Annotated in this window: 20 protein-coding genes; 7 read left to right on the forward strand and 13 right to left on the reverse strand. The window is 38.2% G+C overall.

Annotated features, from left to right (window positions below):
* The first annotated feature begins 120 nt into the window (after positions 1-120).
* Together M3600_RS16425 and M3600_RS16430 are read left to right on the forward strand one after the other, a co-directional pair.
* Positions 121-852, forward strand: coding sequence for a rhamnogalacturonan acetylesterase (locus tag M3600_RS16425; protein ID WP_251646739.1), 732 nt, complete (start codon positions 121-123; stop codon positions 850-852).
* A 110-nt stretch (positions 853-962) separates the two neighbouring features.
* Positions 963-1862, forward strand: coding sequence for a LysR family transcriptional regulator (locus M3600_RS16430; RefSeq protein ID WP_251646741.1), 900 nt, complete (start codon positions 963-965; stop codon positions 1860-1862).
* 38 nt (positions 1863-1900) lie between these two features.
* On the opposite strand, the gene M3600_RS16435 is transcribed toward M3600_RS16430, so the two are convergent.
* Both M3600_RS16435 and M3600_RS16440 read right to left on the reverse strand, forming a co-directional pair.
* Entirely contained in the window at positions 1901-2800 is a 900-nt protein-coding gene (locus M3600_RS16435; RefSeq protein WP_233314866.1) for a 3-hydroxyacyl-CoA dehydrogenase, read from the reverse strand.
* A 130-nt stretch (positions 2801-2930) separates the two neighbouring features.
* The gene (locus M3600_RS16440; protein ID WP_251646743.1) at positions 2931-3527 is read right to left on the reverse strand and encodes a TetR/AcrR family transcriptional regulator; all 597 of its coding nucleotides are present in this window, start codon (positions 3525-3527) and stop codon (positions 2931-2933) included.
* Positions 3528-3683: 156 nt separating this feature from the next.
* Between M3600_RS16440 and M3600_RS16445 the strand changes: the two genes are divergently transcribed.
* Together M3600_RS16445 and M3600_RS16450 are read left to right on the forward strand one after the other, a co-directional pair.
* Positions 3684-4361 carry an SDR family NAD(P)-dependent oxidoreductase gene (locus M3600_RS16445; RefSeq protein WP_251646745.1) on the forward strand — a complete coding sequence of 226 codons (678 nt, stop codon included), beginning with the start codon at positions 3684-3686 and terminating at the stop codon, positions 4359-4361.
* Complete coding sequence (locus M3600_RS16450; protein ID WP_251646747.1) at positions 4285-4455, forward strand: SDR family oxidoreductase; 171 nt, start codon at positions 4285-4287, stop codon at positions 4453-4455. The genes M3600_RS16445 and M3600_RS16450 overlap by 77 nt, the downstream gene beginning before the upstream one ends.
* A gap of 50 nt (positions 4456-4505) precedes the next feature.
* On the opposite strand, the gene M3600_RS16455 is transcribed toward M3600_RS16450, so the two are convergent.
* The 6 genes from M3600_RS16455 to M3600_RS16480 all read right to left on the reverse strand — a co-directional run bounded on the left by M3600_RS16455 (position 4506) and on the right by M3600_RS16480 (position 10720).
* Complete coding sequence (locus M3600_RS16455) at positions 4506-6365, reverse strand: ABC transporter permease (protein ID WP_251646748.1); 1860 nt, start codon at positions 6363-6365, stop codon at positions 4506-4508.
* A complete protein-coding gene (locus M3600_RS16460) occupies positions 6340-7104 on the reverse strand; it encodes an ABC transporter ATP-binding protein (RefSeq protein WP_233314862.1) in 765 nt (254 codons plus the stop codon). Before M3600_RS16460 ends, M3600_RS16455 begins: the two co-directional genes overlap by 26 nt.
* 86 nt (positions 7105-7190) lie before the next feature.
* Complete coding sequence (locus M3600_RS16465) at positions 7191-8192, reverse strand: sensor histidine kinase (RefSeq protein ID WP_237944185.1); 1002 nt, start codon at positions 8190-8192, stop codon at positions 7191-7193.
* On the reverse strand, positions 8189-8893 hold the full coding sequence (locus M3600_RS16470) for a response regulator transcription factor (RefSeq protein ID WP_237943199.1): 705 nt from the start codon (positions 8891-8893) through the stop codon (positions 8189-8191). Before M3600_RS16470 ends, M3600_RS16465 begins: the two co-directional genes overlap by 4 nt.
* 324 nt (positions 8894-9217) lie before the next feature.
* On the reverse strand, positions 9218-9820 hold the full coding sequence (locus M3600_RS16475) for an NADPH-dependent FMN reductase (RefSeq protein ID WP_233314859.1): 603 nt from the start codon (positions 9818-9820) through the stop codon (positions 9218-9220).
* A 33-nt stretch (positions 9821-9853) separates the two neighbouring features.
* A complete protein-coding gene (locus tag M3600_RS16480; protein ID WP_251646750.1) occupies positions 9854-10720 on the reverse strand; it encodes an SDR family oxidoreductase in 867 nt (288 codons plus the stop codon).
* Positions 10721-10924: 204 nt separating this feature from the next.
* On the opposite strand from M3600_RS16480, the gene M3600_RS16485 reads away from it, so the two are divergent.
* Positions 10925-11371: an Rrf2 family transcriptional regulator gene (locus M3600_RS16485; RefSeq protein WP_237943203.1), complete on the forward strand. Its 447-nt coding sequence runs from the start codon at positions 10925-10927 to the stop codon at positions 11369-11371.
* Positions 11372-11437: 66 nt separating this feature from the next.
* Here M3600_RS16485 and M3600_RS16490 read toward each other — a convergent pair whose 3' ends face one another.
* From M3600_RS16490 to M3600_RS16505, 4 genes are all read right to left on the reverse strand, one after another.
* Positions 11438-12574 carry a zinc-dependent alcohol dehydrogenase gene (locus tag M3600_RS16490; RefSeq protein ID WP_233314856.1) on the reverse strand — a complete coding sequence of 379 codons (1137 nt, stop codon included), beginning with the start codon at positions 12572-12574 and terminating at the stop codon, positions 11438-11440.
* A 15-nt stretch (positions 12575-12589) separates the two neighbouring features.
* The gene (locus tag M3600_RS16495; protein WP_233314855.1) at positions 12590-12958 is read right to left on the reverse strand and encodes a spore coat protein; all 369 of its coding nucleotides are present in this window, start codon (positions 12956-12958) and stop codon (positions 12590-12592) included.
* Entirely contained in the window at positions 12951-13178 is a 228-nt protein-coding gene (locus M3600_RS16500; RefSeq protein WP_233314854.1) for a spore coat protein, read from the reverse strand. Before M3600_RS16500 ends, M3600_RS16495 begins: the two co-directional genes overlap by 8 nt.
* Before the next feature lie 100 nt (positions 13179-13278).
* The gene (locus tag M3600_RS16505) at positions 13279-13425 is read right to left on the reverse strand and encodes a hypothetical protein (protein WP_251646752.1); all 147 of its coding nucleotides are present in this window, start codon (positions 13423-13425) and stop codon (positions 13279-13281) included.
* 171 nt (positions 13426-13596) lie between these two features.
* Between M3600_RS16505 and M3600_RS16510 the strand changes: the two genes are divergently transcribed.
* Positions 13597-13806: a hypothetical protein gene (locus M3600_RS16510; RefSeq protein WP_251646754.1), complete on the forward strand. Its 210-nt coding sequence runs from the start codon at positions 13597-13599 to the stop codon at positions 13804-13806.
* Complete coding sequence (locus tag M3600_RS16515) at positions 13803-14111, forward strand: spore coat protein (protein ID WP_251646756.1); 309 nt, start codon at positions 13803-13805, stop codon at positions 14109-14111. The genes M3600_RS16510 and M3600_RS16515 overlap by 4 nt, the downstream gene beginning before the upstream one ends.
* 61 nt (positions 14112-14172) lie before the next feature.
* On the opposite strand, the gene M3600_RS16520 is transcribed toward M3600_RS16515, so the two are convergent.
* Positions 14173-14973, reverse strand: coding sequence for a carbonic anhydrase (locus tag M3600_RS16520; RefSeq protein WP_251646758.1), 801 nt, complete (start codon positions 14971-14973; stop codon positions 14173-14175).
* Between the last annotated feature and the right edge of the window lie 402 nt (positions 14974-15375).

Consider the following 15375-nt stretch of genomic DNA (forward strand, 5'->3'; position numbering starts at 1 on the left):
TAACTCATAATTCATAATTATCAAAAACAATCGTACTAATATGATTATACATAATAGTGTTAACGTGTGCATATACCTAATTTGAAAAAATTGGATAAATAATAAGAAGAGGTGGTATAAATGCGAAAAAAAGCAACTATTTTCATAGCTGGAGATTCTACAGCTGCGATTAAAGTACCGGAAAAGCGACCAGAAACAGGCTGGGGTGAAGCCTTCCAAGCTTATGTTAAGGAGAATGTCAGACTTGATAATCGTGCGATTAATGGCAAAAGTACGAAATCATTCATTAAGGAAGGTCATTTAGAAGCAATTGAAAAGAGCATTAAATCAGGAGATCACCTGATTATTCAATTTGGCCATAATGATCAAAAACTTGAAGATCCTGAAAGAGGTACACATCCTTATGAAGATTATCAACAAAACCTACTTAAATATGTTCAGGTTGCACAAAGTGTAAATGCCCATCCCTTATTATTGACATCTGTTACTAGACGCAATTTTGTTGGAAATAAGATTGCCGAGAACTCAGTTGGCGATTATCCAAAGGCAATGATTGAATTTGCCAAACAAAACAAGTTGCCAGTACTGGATATTCATAAAATAACTCGCGAGTTTTTGAATGCTGCCGGTGAAGAAAAATCAAAGGATTATTTTTTACATCTACCTCCTGGCCAATCTGAAAACTATCCAGAAGGTATTATAGACAATACCCACTTTAATGAAGCAGGAGCTGCAATGACAGCTCAATTAATTGTCGCTGCAATGCAGGAAAGTAATCTACCGATAAAAGAATTATTAAACGGCTTAGATACTTCGGACAATGAAAAGCTCAGCGGTTTTCTCCACAACTAGGAACTTACTTTAAGTTTTTCACCTATCATTTTACCCCTCTTCTCAAAATATTTGATAAAATATCTTTAAGGAACAAAAGCTAATCTTAAAAAATATTTAAGGTGACAAACATGAATATAACCCAGCTTCAATATTTAGTGGACGTCGGAGAACTAGGCTCCTTTACTGAAGCCGCTAAAAAGAATTTAATGACAGTCCCAGCAATCAGCCTCTCGATTACGCAATTAGAGGCAGAATTAGACGTATTGCTGTTTACACGTTCACGAAAAGGTGTAACCCCAACAGCGGAAGGCAAAAAAGTTATCCAGCATGCTGTTACCGTTTTGAAAACAATCGACAGGCTCAAATATGATATTGCTGTTTCAAAAAACAATCAGTACGGAAATATTGTTATTGCCACGATTCCCGGGCTAGTCTCACAAATCATTAATAATACCCTCGAATTCCGTGAAAACTATCCTTATATTAATGTCCAGGTGATGGAGGAAGATACAGCTGCAGTGCTCGAACAGGTTAAAAACGGCCATGCAGATATGGGATTTGTTTCACTTGGATCAAACAATCATGATGTGGCTTTAGATTGGGAACCGATTAAAAGGGTCGAAGTGGTGCTTGCCGTGAATAAAAGCTCTATCTTGAGATTCAACAATAAAATCTCTCTTGACCAAATCATTAACGAAATGAATGAATCAATTGTCCTGTACAATGATCCTTATTTGAAGAAAATTGCCGACGATTTGTTTCCAGATAACTTGAGGAACAGGATTGCATTGACAACAAATAATGGGGACGTGCTTTTACAAATGGTGCTGCAACGGAATGCGATCACGATTACAAATGACTATATTATTCGAGCATTGCCGCCACATCTAAAAGATGAGGTGGTGACGATTTCTATCAATGAGTATCTTACCCTTTCTAATTATTTATGGCGTGTGACACGAAAAAATGAAAAATGCCCAGAAATGATTGATCAGTTTACAGAGCATCTGTTGCAGGATTTAATATAGCAAAAAAGCCTTCCGAATTCGGAAGGCTTTCTATTATATTAATTTCCCAAGAAATCAGGGTCCATAAAGCGAGGATTTGGGTACTTATAGAAGCCTTCTCCTGTTGCAACCCCAAGTTTACCTTTGTCAACATACTCTGTTTTCAAGAGCTCTGCCAACTTTTTGAATTCTGGATTTCCTGTTGCTTCTGCTTTGGCTTTCACAATATTGTAAGATGTAGTGATGCCGACAACGTCAAGGATTGCAAAAGGTCCTTTTGGAGCGCCAGTAGCAATCATCCATGTTTTATCGATAGTTTCAACGTCAGCAACCTCTCTTGACAAAAGCAGCTCAGCAGCGTCTAAAAGTGGCACAAGCAAGGAATTCAAAATATATCCTGGCTGCTCCTTATGTAGAGGCAGCGCCACCATTCCAATTGCTTTAGCAAAGTCGACTACTTGATCAAACACTTTCATGTCTGTTCCTGGATGCTTCATAATCTCCGCTGTATTGTTAATCCAAATCTCATTAGCAAAGTGAAGTGCCAAAAACTTCTCTGGACGCCCAGTTGCTTCAGCAAACTGGCTCGGCAATAATGTCGATGAGTTTGTGGCAAAAACAGTTTTTTCTGGTGCTACTTTGCTAAGATTTTGATAAAACTCTGTTTTTATTGGCACAATTTCTGGTATTGCTTCAATTAGTAAATCTGCATCAGCAGCTGCTTTTGCCAAGTCACTGTAATAAGAAATACGGCCAAAGGCTGCATCTACCTGCTCTTGGCTGGCATTTAGATCCTTCTGATAACGACCTTTTAATATGTTGATTTTTTCCTTCGCTGATTGCAGTGCTTCATCATTAATATCATAAATTGTTACATTGAAACCGTGGAAAGCTGATTGGAAAGCGATTTGGCTTCCTAAAACCCCGCTGCCTGCAACTGTGATTTGTTTGAATTCCATGATTTATACCATCCCTTTGTACAATTAATAAACTATTTAGTACTACAATACTATTTTAAAATAGATTATATATTAAATAAAGTTAATAAAACTTAATTTACTTTAAGTTTTATTTAAGATAAGTGCTGTCTTATTTCTTTACGGACACTGTTGGTGTAGAAAACCTTAATATATGTATAAGCTGTTTTCCCATATAATCGGACTGTTCCTGAAAATCACTGTCGATCCACTGCAGCAGAATGCCGATTATCCCATGAATTCTATAAGTAGAAAAAAGGTTGATATCAATATCAGAATCTACATCATCTGTGAAGAACTCAAATTCGGACCTGAAAAGCTGATCTAGCCTGTTAATCATTTTTTCCTTAAAGGAATAATTTGTTTCAGGAGACAGCATCAGCTTGTAAAACTCCTTATGCTCCAAAAAATGATCAAATAATACAATAGCGTTGGCAGACAGCTTGTGAAAATCAATGATAGATAAATGCTCATATGGCTTTTTATATGCTTTATCCATCAACTCAAACATGTCCTCTATAATCTCATCTAATAGCTCTTCTTTACATTTATAGTGTGCATAAAAGGTGCCTCTATTATAATCTGCAGCATGAACAATTTCAGTGATGGTAATATCTTGAAAACGCTTCTTTTTCATTAATTCCAACAACGCTGCCTTGAAATTTTCAACTGTTCTTTTAACCCGTTTATCTGGATAAATAGTAGACAATGGAAGGACTCCTTTAATAATTTTACTAGACAAATGATTATCATTTGTATGTTTTCGTACATATTCATTATTATTGCATATTGAAGCCCTTTCATAAATAATCTAAGCTTTAATTGCAGATAAATATAATCTAAAACTCGAAAGGATTGATATAGTATGACATTTCCTGTACTAGACGGAAAAGTTGCCATAGTAACTGGTGCTGCAATGGGCATGGGTCTTGCAACGGCAAAACTATTTGCAGAAGCAAAGGCAAAGGTGGTAGTAGCTGATTTTAATGAAGAAAAAGGACAAGCAGCAGTAGCTGAAATCGAAGCTGCTGGCGGTACAGCTTACTTTGTAAAGGTTGATATTTCTAAATCAGAGCAAGTCCAAAACCTTGTTGCAAAGACAGTAGAAAAATTCGGCCGTCTTGATGTTGCAGTAAATAACGCAGCATTAACTCCAGACAATGCTCCAGCGGCTGAATTTGATGAGGCATATTGGGACAGATTAATCTCTGTTGATTTGACTGGAACAGCTCTTTGCATGAAATATGAATTACAGCAAATGATTAAACAAGGTGAAGGCGGCAGCATCATCAACATTTCTTCTGTGAGCGGTTTCCGTCCTCAGCCGAACAATATTGCATACGTGGCTGCAAAGCATGGCGTTGTTGGAATGACAAAGGTTGCTGCATTAGAAAATGGCGACAAAAATATCCGTGTCAACACAGTTGCATCCAGGTGCAATCGATACACCAATGCTGCGCGGCTCCTTGGAAGAAACAGGGCAGACAGAAGAAGAATTCGCTCCTCAGCTCAGCTTGTTAGGAAGATTTGGCCAACCGGCTGAAATCGCACAAGCAAGCCTATGGTTAGCTTCCGACCAATCATCTTATGTAACAGGAACAACTATCCATGCTGATGCTGGTTATACAAGCAGATAATCATACGAAAGCAGCAGCTCCATCATCGAGCTGCTGCTTTTTTTCCTTCATCAAAGGACATTTTTAACCTGCTTTGTGTAAAAAAAGCGGACAATCGCAAAGTAAATTATTTGGATTAATGTAAATACACCTAGTACTGCTGTGGATATTTTTGTTAAATCATAATAAAATAAATGTGATAACGCTGTTAGTGCAACTGCCCCATGAATCAGTGCCACCAAAATCGGCGTAAAGAATAGAATTGCCGTTTGTCTTGTAAGAACGTTCTTCAATTCTTTCTCTGTTAATCCCATTTTGGCAATAGACCGAAACTTCTGTTTGTCTTCCTCTAAATCTGCGTACAGTCGGAAATATAGAAAGCTTCCCGCTGAAACAAAAAAGACTATTCCAATAAACAAGCCTACAAATAATACTAAGCCATATTGCTTGTTGAGCTGATAGATACTATAATCCTTAGCAGAAAATTCATAAGGAGGAACTACTTCTTCTATCTTTTTGGAAGCTGCTATAATATTGTCTTGCCCTTCTGTGACTTGCCATGCATGATAGCTCTCCTCACTTAAAGGAGCTGGCAGTTCCTCAAAGTCCTGGTCAGAAACTACATAATAAGAATCCGTTGCTGGAAGGGCTCTGGAATAAATCACTTCTTTTGGAACCAAGGATGTACCTGAATTCAATTTTAACGGTTGTTTAAGTAATTCTTCCGTTTGGCCAAATTCATTGCCCGTAAATTCAACTACCTTAACCTCACCTTTGCCAATATTAATTGTGTTTTCTCCCAATAAAACAGCAAATCGATTAAATTCTGTTTCACTAGTTATAACGATATGATCTTGTCCTACCTCATAATAGCGGAGCTGGGTTTGCTCATGATTTGCTTCCATCTTTTCTTCCTTGATTGTTTCATTTATAAAAGCAACATCTTCCTTGTCTTGATCTACCGTTATATAGTCAAACGTATAAGGATTGTTATTTTTCAGCCCTGCCGTTAGGAAGGTTTGAAACCCAAACAATGTTCCGATTGCACTAAAGGCTACTGTAGATATAATGGCAACCATAAAAAAAGTACGGGCATTATCCTTCATCCGGAAGGATAAATCAGAAAAAAGAATCATATTTGTTTTTCGCCAGAATATGTTGTTGTTATGTTTCAATCTGCGGATGATATATACACTCAGCTGTGTAAACAACAGATAAGTACCGATAATTACGACTATTACTACTGGCAGCATCGCGACAATCACGACAGCACCTTCTACTATTAGAGCAGCTGCATAGCCAACTCCAATCAGCAATACTGCAGAAATCGTTAAAAAGATATTAGCTTTTGGTTCACCTTTTGACTTCTTATTTCCTTTGATTAAATCGATGAGCTTGCGACTGCGTAGTATATAGGAAACAAATAACGAAATAAACAAAAACAACAATATAAACGAAAGAAATGTGATGATAATGGCTTGTGTAGGAAAATAAAAGTTTAGCGCGTCATCCAAAACAAGCACATTTTCTGCGATTAATAATATCACTTTAGAAAAAATCAATCCTAATAAAATACCGCCTAAGGTTGCAAAAAAACCGATTACCATGTTCTCCATGAATATCATGAGACGAACTTGCCTAACGGACATCCCTTGCATCATCAATAACCCTAACTCTTTCTTCCGGGTGCTCAAGAAGGAACTCATAGAATATAGTATGAAGAAGAAGGAAAAGACATAGATGATTCCTCCTGCAATATTCATCCCTTGTTGTACGGAGGAATTCATGTCACTTCCAGATATAACGTGATGGTAGGCGAAAATCGCAAATGTGAAGAATACCATCACCGTAAACATACTGCTTAGGAAGTAGGCTGCATACAGTCGTTTGTTGCGGATAACATTATTAAACGCGAATCTGCGAAAGGTCATGCCCATCTCCTCCTAGTAAAGAAAGTGTATCAATTATTCTTTGGAAGAAGGCTTGGCGATTATCGCCGCGATGAATTTCCGAATAAAAATTGCCGTCCCGAATAAAAATTACCCGATTACAGTAACTGGCTGCTTGCGGATCATGAGTCACAAGTAGCATCGTTGTGCGCTCCTGTTTATTTATCGTTTCCAGCATTTCCATGACATCTTTGGACGACTTCGAATCTAAATTTCCGGTTGGTTCATCAGCAAGCAGCAATTTAGGGACATGAATCATCGCCCTTGCCACTGCTGCCCTTTGCGCCTGACCTCCAGAAATCTCATAGGTGCGCTTATTCATAATAGCGGTAATCCCCAATTTTCCCGCGATTTCCTGTGCCTTTTGTTTCATCTCTTTTACTTTTTTGCCATCGAGTGTCAACGGAAGAACAATATTTTCTTCTACCGTTAAGGTATGCAGCAAATTAAAATCCTGAAATACAAAGCCCAGCTCCCGTCTGCGGAATTTTGCCAGCTCCTCTCTTTTGAGCTGATGCGGATTATTACCATTGATCAATATCTCGCCAGTCGTTGGCTCATCAATTGTTGCTATCATATTTAAAAGAGTCGTTTTCCCACTGCCAGAGGGTCCCATAATTCCTACAAATTCGCCGTTTTCAACAGATAAATTTATATTGTTTAATGCTTTATAAGCAATTTTGCCTTCATATATTTTACTGACCTGGTTCACTTCTAACATCACAAGATCTCCTTTTCTGCTTTTGACCTGTGATTAGTATACCTTGCAAAAGTAGTGCTTAACTATCGATTCTTCTTACACTTTCCTTACAAGCTTGTAAGGTTTTGCGTGTCCGAGAAAACGATGCGAAAAGTTGTACCTTTACCTGATGCTGACTCCATTTCAATCTGGTGACCGAGATATTTCAGCGTCTCCTTCGTTAAATACAGTCCCATCCCTGTTGATTCCCGAAACTTTCTGCCATTTTCTCCGGTAAAAAAGGGATCGAAAATCCGCTTTTTATCGCTTTCTGGTATGCCAATTCCAAAATCCTTTACTTCCAGAATGGCTTGTTTCTCTCTTTCATAAATGGAAATAACAATCCGATTACTAATCCCAGAAGAATATTTAACTGCATTACTAATAAGCTGGGTGAGAATAAAAAACAGCCACTTCTCATCAGTCTCGACTGTCATTCCTGGCTTTTGCACCTCTAGCTTAGGATAAACCTTGTTCCTGATATAAAAGCGTTTATTCTCACCGTTCACTTCATCTATCAATTTTGCTAGATTTACCGGCTTGATATGAAAATCCTGCTCTATTGTTTTTAACCTGGCTATATACAAAACTGTGTTCAGACCAGTCTTCATTACTTCCGTCTCTTCGCGGATGCTGGATGACTCAGGTTCATCTAAATTTTGGGCAGTGAGTTCAATTACTGATAATGGGGTTTTCATCTGATGCACCCATTGGTCCATAAACTTACGATGCTCTTCCTGCTCTTTTTCAACTAGTTTCAATTGATTTTGAAAAAGTTTGTATTGAGTTCGCATCAACTCATCGAAGGCTTTAGAAATCGGGGCATCATCTGTTTTTTGATAGCTGTCATCAAGCGTTTCCAGCGGCTGATTTAAACGCTTGTACATTTTCTGCCGTGATAAATAATAATATAGGAAATAACTAACAAGGATGAAAAAGCTGAGAAAAACAGCGTAAGCAAACAGCTTAATATCTCGATAGCCATCAAACCAAAAAATCGAAAGAAAAAGGAGCATTTGCACAGCCTGCACAAAAATCAACAACGTATGCTCTTTTAAGAATAATCTCATTTCTTTTCCGCCGACCATGATACATGTAACCGATATCCTGCTCCTCTTACAGTTTCCACTGCATCGTGTAAGCCAATTTCCTGAAACTTTTTACGGACTCTTGTAATATTAACATTCAATGTATTTTCATCTACATAGCTTTGGTCATCCCACAGCTTTTCCAGTAAATCCTCTCGTCCAGCCACACGAGGATATCGTTCCATCAAGCTTTCAATAATATCTGCTTCTTTCTTTGATAAAGAAATACTCTTGCTTCTATAGGTAAGCTCGAGTCTCTCTGGAAAGAATCTTAGACCAGCGTTTTCTAATATTCGGCTTTCTGGAATGCTGGCATACTCCCCGTAAGCACGGCGCAGCTGGCTGCGGATTTTTGCGATTACAATTTCTGCACTAAACGGCTTTGTTATATAGTCATCTCCGCCATTCTCTAATGCCATCACTTGATCCATCTCCCCTATCCTTGCAGAAAGAAAAATCACAGGACAAACCGATTCCTTGCGAATTTGCCTGCACCAATAATAACCATCAAAACTTGGCAAATTAATATCTAACAGCACTAGATTTGGATTTATTTCATAAAATGTATTCATTACATGTTCAAAATCAATGACACACGTCACATCATAACCATATTTTTCAATATGCGTCTTTAAATGGGTTGCAATTTTAGGGTCATCCTCAACAATCATTATTTTTTGCATGTTTGATCACTCCTTATTTCAGTTTCCATTATGGCATAGAATGGGAGCAGCGACAAAAAATTCATTAAATCGTAAAACGCTCTCTGCACAAGCAGCATCTTTAAAGGCGATGTATACATCTATAATGGGTACTTATAATTGATAAAACGGATTAGGCGCTTGCGGTAATTTAGGGCATTTAAAAATTATAATAATAGAGTTAAACGTATGCGATAGCCATATTTCCAATTTCCGGAGCGAGAAAATCAACACTTTTTTAGCTGAAACGTATGAAGCAAAAAACCGGCCATCCTTTCGGATGCCCGGTTTATCTATAATAAATCTTTACTTTCTTATTGTTTTTAAAGCGCCGCTCCAAGCATTTACTTGGTCAAGCATTGCATTTACATTTGTAAGATGCAGATCAGCTGGCTTAAATACAGAGCCATTTTCGAAATCTGTGAATAAGGATAAAGTTGGATGAACACGCACGTCGGCAATCAATAGTTCCCCTAAAATCCCTCTTAAATGTTCTGCAGCTCGAGCTCCGCCTGTTGAACCATAGCTTACTATCCCAGCTGCTTTATTGTTCCAGGCTTCGCGAGCTGAATCAAGGGCATTTTTTAATGCTCCTGTGATACTGTGGTTGTATTCTTGAACGATAAAGACAAATCCATCTAGGCTGTTGAGCTTTTGATTCCATGCCGTTATACTTGGCTCACTGCCATCTGTAGTGCCAAGAAACGGCAGATTAAATTCAGCAATATCAACGACTTCGTAATTAGCATCACCGCGTTTGTCAGCAATTTCTTTCACCCATGCCCCTACTTGCGGACTTACTCTACCTTCTCTAGTGCTTCCTAAAATAATCCCGATATTTAGCTTTTCAACTGCCATTGTCTCATCCTCCTCTGTTTGTTTCCCAAAAATCTTTTTGAAAAAACTCATTTTATCAACCACCTGTCACAAGAGAAAGATCTCTTATTTAGTGTTTTCTTTGACTATTTGCTCTAATCCTTTACGAATAGATGTTACTGGACGTCCAAGCACCTTTTCAAAGTCATTGCTTTCAATTTCTAATGTTCCTTCACGGATGTCTTTTTGAATATTAACAAGCATTGGCAGGAGAAACTCTGGAACACCTGCGCCCTTCATAATCTCTGTGTAAGCAGCATCATCCACATGCTGTACAGCAACATTTGCCCCAATAACAGCACCAAGCTCTGCGGCAATTTCATCCGTTGTTAGCAATGGGCCAGAAAGTTCATAAATTGTATTTTCGTGACCAGTTCCAGAAAGCACTATCGCTGCTGCCTCTGCATAATCCTGCTGTAATGCCCAGCCGACTTTGCCGTTTCCTGCTGATGTTATCCATGGTGCTCCTGCTAGAACTCCTTGGATGCTGGAGCTTTCATTTTCTAAGTACCAGTTGTTGCGCAAGAAAGAATATGGTAAACCAGACTCTTGAATTCTTGTTTCTGTTGCTTTATGTGTTGGAGCAAGGAAATTGCTGCTTGCCTGTGCATTGCCGATACTTGTGTATGCGATGAATTTCACTCCAGCACGCTCGGCTTCGGCTACTGCATCTGTATGCTGGCGGATTCTTGTTTCGTTATCTCCATCTGCTGAAATGATAAGCAAACGGTCAATCCCTGCAAAAGCTGCAGCCAAAGTTTCAGGCTGATTAAAATCGCCTTGGCGAACTTCCACTCCAAGCGCAGAAATCCATTCTGCTTTCTCTGGATTGCGGACACTCACTGCCAGTTGTTCTGCAGGCACTTTTTTAAGTAATTCCTTCACCACCTTGCTTCCTAATTTGCCAGTTGCTCCAGTTACTAATAGTTTCATTGCAATTCCTCCAAGTAAATTTATTCATGTAATGATGTTATCATGCATAATAACGCTGTAATTATTTTGAATACCTGTATCCATAATAGATACCTCTATAACTTTTGTCAACGAGAATGTTTTTTTATTTTTTGGGGAATATCATGTATAATACTTTTTATTCTTATTCTAAGATCTTCATAATCGTATAAGCAGGTGAGTTTTGTGCAAATAAGCAGCAGATTTACTGTTGGTGTTCATATATTAGCTCTATTGGAAATTAATAAAAAAGGAGTCAGCTCTTCTGAATTTTTGGCAGGAAGTGTTAATACAAACCCCACTTTGATCAGAAAAATTATGGGAATGCTGAAAAAAAACGGGCTGATTGAAGTTCAGCCAGGAATTGCTGGGGCTAAGCTTGCTAAGCCTCCCTCCGCTATCCGCTTAATAGATGTATATAAAGCTGTTGCTGTTGTAAAAGAGCAGGAATTATTCAGTGTACATGAAAATCCGCTGCGTGACTGCCCTGTCGGCAGAAACATTCAGGATTCGATTACGCCTGTTTTATCATCAGCCCAAACAGCCTTAGAAAAAGAGCTGGAAAATGTGACAATTGAGGATATTATTAAAGATATTGAGCAAAAAGAGAAAGATATGACAAGTAGCTCATAAATAAAAAAACTAACCCACTAGCCTTGCATAGCTGCAAGGAATGTTTGTGGGTTAGTTTTTATTAATTCAAGGTTTAAGGACAACTTTAATACAGTTGTCTGTTCGTGTATCAAAATATTCATAGCCCTTTTCTGCCTCACTAAGGGGCATGACATGTGTGATTACATCACCGAAATCCATCTTGCCTTGTGATACAAGATTATATAGGTAAGGCATATAATGGATGACAGGAGCTTGTCCTGAACGGATATTAACATTTCTTTGAAAGATGTCGCCTAAAGGAAAAGCGTTATATCTTCCGCCATATACGCCGGTTACTTGAATGGTGCCGCCTTTGCGAACAGCCTGACTGGCAATAACTAATGCACTCAATGTTCCGCCATGGAGCTTTAAGCCAGTAGCGAGATATTCCATCGGTGTCATTTTCCCGTCCATACCAACTGCATCGATGACAACATCCGCTCCGCCCTTTGTTATCTCCTTTAAGTATTCACCTGTATTGGGATGGTGCTCAAAATTAACTGTCTCGACTTTATTTGTTTTTTTTGCATGCTGCAGGCGATATTCGAGATTATCCACAGCGATAACTCTTTTTGCGCCTTTAAACCATGCAAACTTTTGGGCCAGCAAACCTACCGGACCGCAGCCGAGGATTACCACTGTGTCTCCATCCTTTACACCTGCATTATCAACGGACCAAAAAGCAGTAGAAGCTGCGTCTGACAGCAGTACCAATTGTTCATCCTCAACTTCACAATTTTCGGGTATTTTGAATGGGGTAAAATTGGCATATGGCACACGCAAATATTCAGCCTGACCGCCAGGATAGCCTCCCGTTAAATCGGAGTAACCAAAAAAACCACCAATTTCACCATTGTCATTAGAATTATCACATTGGCTTTCTAGATTATTTTTGCAAAAGAAGCATTCCCCGCAGGCCACGTTAAACGGAATGATAACTCTGTCCCCTTTTTGGAGATTTTTCACGTCAGGTCCCACTTCTTCGACAATCCCCATTGGCTCATGTCCGATAATATAATCTTCTGGAAAGTTCGGAATCATTCCATGTATTAAGTGAAGATCAGATCCGCATATTGCTGAAGTGGTGACTTTTATAACAATATCATCACTCTTTTCAATCTTTGGACTCGGCACTTCTTTAACCTTTACATCTTTAATGCCTTGGAAAGTAACAGCCTTCATTCTTTACATCCTTTCTTATTCATCGTCATCTATTTGCGCCATCATGCCAAGGCGGGAAGTATCTCCAGGAAATAAATCCATCTTTCCAATCATTAAAGCACCTTCAATAGACTTTAAATCCATCTTGTATTGATCTTCTAAATTATATGGATGCAGCCACCCTTTTTTCATCATGAAGCTCGACACTTCTTCATGTAAAGCCAACCCTGCCTCAAGCTGAATCCGAAAAGCTTCCCGTAAATCTGGTGTTACCGTTTCAGACAAGGCAGTCGCAGCATTTCGAACACCAGTCTTAATGCTCAGCAAAAACTCCAGCGCTAATGCAGAATCAGCCATTTCCGGCATGCCTTCCGCATTTTCCACCTCTAAGTAATCTTTAATCATTGTAGTTCTCCTCCGAAACTGGGTTAGGCATTTTATAAAAGTTTTGCAAATATTCCAGTGCCTGAATGGATTGCTCCACATCCTTCTCCATTAACGCCTTTAATTCCTGATCAAAGACGACACCGGACATCATCTTGGATTTAATTACACAAGTTGTTTTGAAATTCAGCATTTCATGCAGCTCTAATGTCTCATGGTTTGCTAAGCCATTAGTCTCCATACACTCACCTCCATAGGTTTACTAAAGTATTTTTCGTTTACAATCTTTCCTTTATGCGGATTGCAAAAATTCCAGATTAATACAAAATACTTCAACAAGACTATTCCTGTTGAAGTATTTCTATTTTATTTATTTTTTTTGGTTTTGACTGTTCGAACTTTTCTTTACTCGGTCTTTCTTGCACTTTTCGGTTAGAATCAAATGATTCTATATTTGCAAACCCATGTGTACCTCTGCCATTTGGCATATTTCCACCTCATCTCTCCTGTTTATTTTGTATAAATCAGCCGAGAAAATGAACGGAATTGGAAGGAAAATTCAGGAACTCAGTATGAGTGTAAGACAGTGCATAAACTCTTTTATTAGTGAAATTATAACAAGGACTATGTATGCAAGTGTTACGAAGGAGGATTAACATATGCCAAGAAATTTAGGGTTGCATGAAAGCTTAGAACTTCATGAACTTCTTACATTTAAAAATACATGCTTGACTAAATCAACAACGATGGGTACTTTAGCAAAAGATGCCGCACTTCAAGATATTCTTAATCTAGATGCGGCACAATCTCGTGAGGCTGTCGAAGCACTTAGGAGCTTGCTGGCTCAGCAAGGAGGCACTGTATTATGAATGGAATTATGCAAAACCTTATCGGCTTAGGAGACATTACGGATCAGGTTATTGCCACAGATTTATTAATTTCCGCCAAATCTGGCATAAGAAACTATGCTTTTGCGATTACGGAGGCTGCTACCCCAGAGGTCCGTTGCGTGTTGAACAGACAATTGCATGATGCGATAGACTTACATGGCAAAATCAGTGATTATATGGTAGCACACGGCTACTATCATCCCAGCAATGTGAATGAACAGCTTAATGTAGACTTGCAAACAACAGACACAGCCTTAAGCCTTCCAAATAAGCAGGATAAGTAACACTGTTATAGAAACAACAAAAGCTAAATTGTTTAGCTTTTGTTGTTCAGATTTGCCTTCCTTAGCTCTTTATGATGATTCGTTCATTTAAAGATTGAACGGGACGATGGTCGTCAGGGAAAATTCGTCGAAATGTCTCAATTTGTTCTTTCGACATTTCAATTGGTGTTTCAAACACAGTCCAGTTTACTTGTTCAGTACACGGTGGTGTTGTTAAAGACCCTTCATAATGAAAGGCAATATCCTCTTTTGGAAGCAATGCCTGCAAATCAACTGGTTTAGTTAAAGAGATATCTGTCTCTGTTTCTTCTTGTGGCAGTTGATTCCATAAGTCGGCTAAGGTTTTATTTTCATCCCCTTCTTGAATCATGACACCAATTACGGCAATCTTCCCGTCTTCATCTTTATGAACTAAATGAAGCTCCATCTCATAATTTTTTCCGTTAAATTGATGTTCGCTCGGGGTATGGAAATGAAACTGTGCAAGGTTGTATTCCTTCCCGTTAATTACAGCCGTATTGCTTTTGTCTACTGCATTTGCTTGAATTGTATGCCCATTGTTTTGAAGAGTAAAGAACGAAGACTTATACTTAATTTCCGTCTCCCCTTCAGATGTCTCTGCTTCTACTTGAGAGAAATCAATATTAATTGGTGACTGTTCCGTTCCATCAACACAAGCTAAGTTTGCTTGACCTAATTCTCCCCAGTGAACAGGACTAGTGTCTCCTTCATAAGACCAATGCGCAGCATCGATTTCTCTTTCTTTTTCTGCTTTTAATCCTGCACCAGTTTCTGTCGAACAGGCTCCCATCCCAAATACACTGACAACAGCTAACAATGGATATACAAGTATCTTTTTCATCGTTAATGTCTCCCCATTCTTTTATTAAAACTTATATTAATAAGATACTAAATTTCCATAATAATACATACATAGTTATTTTTTGTTAATCGCTTACATATGAAAAATAGATTTATTTTACCATTTTTAACTTTATTCGAAAAACTAGACTCTCTTAACTATTCATGAATATAGATGTATGATTAATAACAAACCTATAAAAATACAGATATTGAGTACTTTGGAGTTTGCAACAAGGAGTGCTCACCCAATTTTACACAAGCATTCTAAGCAGGATGTCTATTAACCTCTTTCATATATGAAAGTATATTGCGTTAAACAAAGTAAATATTTGTAATAAAAGTGATAATTAATATAAAGTCGAATGACTAAATTAAATATCTGAAACATTATTAATCTATT

This window comes from Niallia sp. MER 6, from assembly GCF_023714395.1.
Taxonomy (GTDB): Bacteria; Bacillota; Bacilli; order Bacillales; family Cytobacillaceae; genus Niallia.

What these genes read in the sequence shown, in the direction of transcription:
- M3600_RS16425 (WP_251646739.1), top strand. Translation starts at nt 121, where the DNA reads ATGCGAAAAAAAGCAACTATTTTCATAGCTGGAGATTCTACAGCTGCG.
- M3600_RS16430 (WP_251646741.1), top strand. Translation starts at nt 963, where the DNA reads ATGAATATAACCCAGCTTCAATATTTAGTGGACGTCGGAGAACTAGGC.
- M3600_RS16435 (WP_233314866.1), bottom strand. Translation starts at nt 2,800, where the DNA reads ATGGAATTCAAACAAATCACAGTTGCAGGCAGCGGGGTTTTAGGAAGC.
- M3600_RS16445 (WP_251646745.1), top strand. Translation starts at nt 3,684, where the DNA reads ATGACATTTCCTGTACTAGACGGAAAAGTTGCCATAGTAACTGGTGCT.
- M3600_RS16455 (WP_251646748.1), bottom strand. Translation starts at nt 6,365, where the DNA reads ATGACCTTTCGCAGATTCGCGTTTAATAATGTTATCCGCAACAAACGA.
- M3600_RS16460 (WP_233314862.1), bottom strand. Translation starts at nt 7,104, where the DNA reads ATGTTAGAAGTGAACCAGGTCAGTAAAATATATGAAGGCAAAATTGCT.
- M3600_RS16465 (WP_237944185.1), bottom strand. Translation starts at nt 8,192, where the DNA reads ATGAGATTATTCTTAAAAGAGCATACGTTGTTGATTTTTGTGCAGGCT.
- M3600_RS16470 (WP_237943199.1), bottom strand. Translation starts at nt 8,893, where the DNA reads ATGCAAAAAATAATGATTGTTGAGGATGACCCTAAAATTGCAACCCAT.
- M3600_RS16475 (WP_233314859.1), bottom strand. Translation starts at nt 9,820, where the DNA reads ATGAGTTTTTTCAAAAAGATTTTTGGGAAACAAACAGAGGAGGATGAG.
- M3600_RS16480 (WP_251646750.1), bottom strand. Translation starts at nt 10,720, where the DNA reads ATGAAACTATTAGTAACTGGAGCAACTGGCAAATTAGGAAGCAAGGTG.
- M3600_RS16490 (WP_233314856.1), bottom strand. Translation starts at nt 12,574, where the DNA reads ATGAAGGCTGTTACTTTCCAAGGCATTAAAGATGTAAAGGTTAAAGAA.
- M3600_RS16495 (WP_233314855.1), bottom strand. Translation starts at nt 12,958, where the DNA reads ATGATTAAAGATTACTTAGAGGTGGAAAATGCGGAAGGCATGCCGGAA.
- M3600_RS16500 (WP_233314854.1), bottom strand. Translation starts at nt 13,178, where the DNA reads ATGGAGACTAATGGCTTAGCAAACCATGAGACATTAGAGCTGCATGAA.
- M3600_RS16505 (WP_251646752.1), bottom strand. Translation starts at nt 13,425, where the DNA reads ATGCCAAATGGCAGAGGTACACATGGGTTTGCAAATATAGAATCATTT.
- M3600_RS16510 (WP_251646754.1), top strand. Translation starts at nt 13,597, where the DNA reads ATGCCAAGAAATTTAGGGTTGCATGAAAGCTTAGAACTTCATGAACTT.
- M3600_RS16515 (WP_251646756.1), top strand. Translation starts at nt 13,803, where the DNA reads ATGAATGGAATTATGCAAAACCTTATCGGCTTAGGAGACATTACGGAT.
- M3600_RS16520 (WP_251646758.1), bottom strand. Translation starts at nt 14,973, where the DNA reads ATGAAAAAGATACTTGTATATCCATTGTTAGCTGTTGTCAGTGTATTT.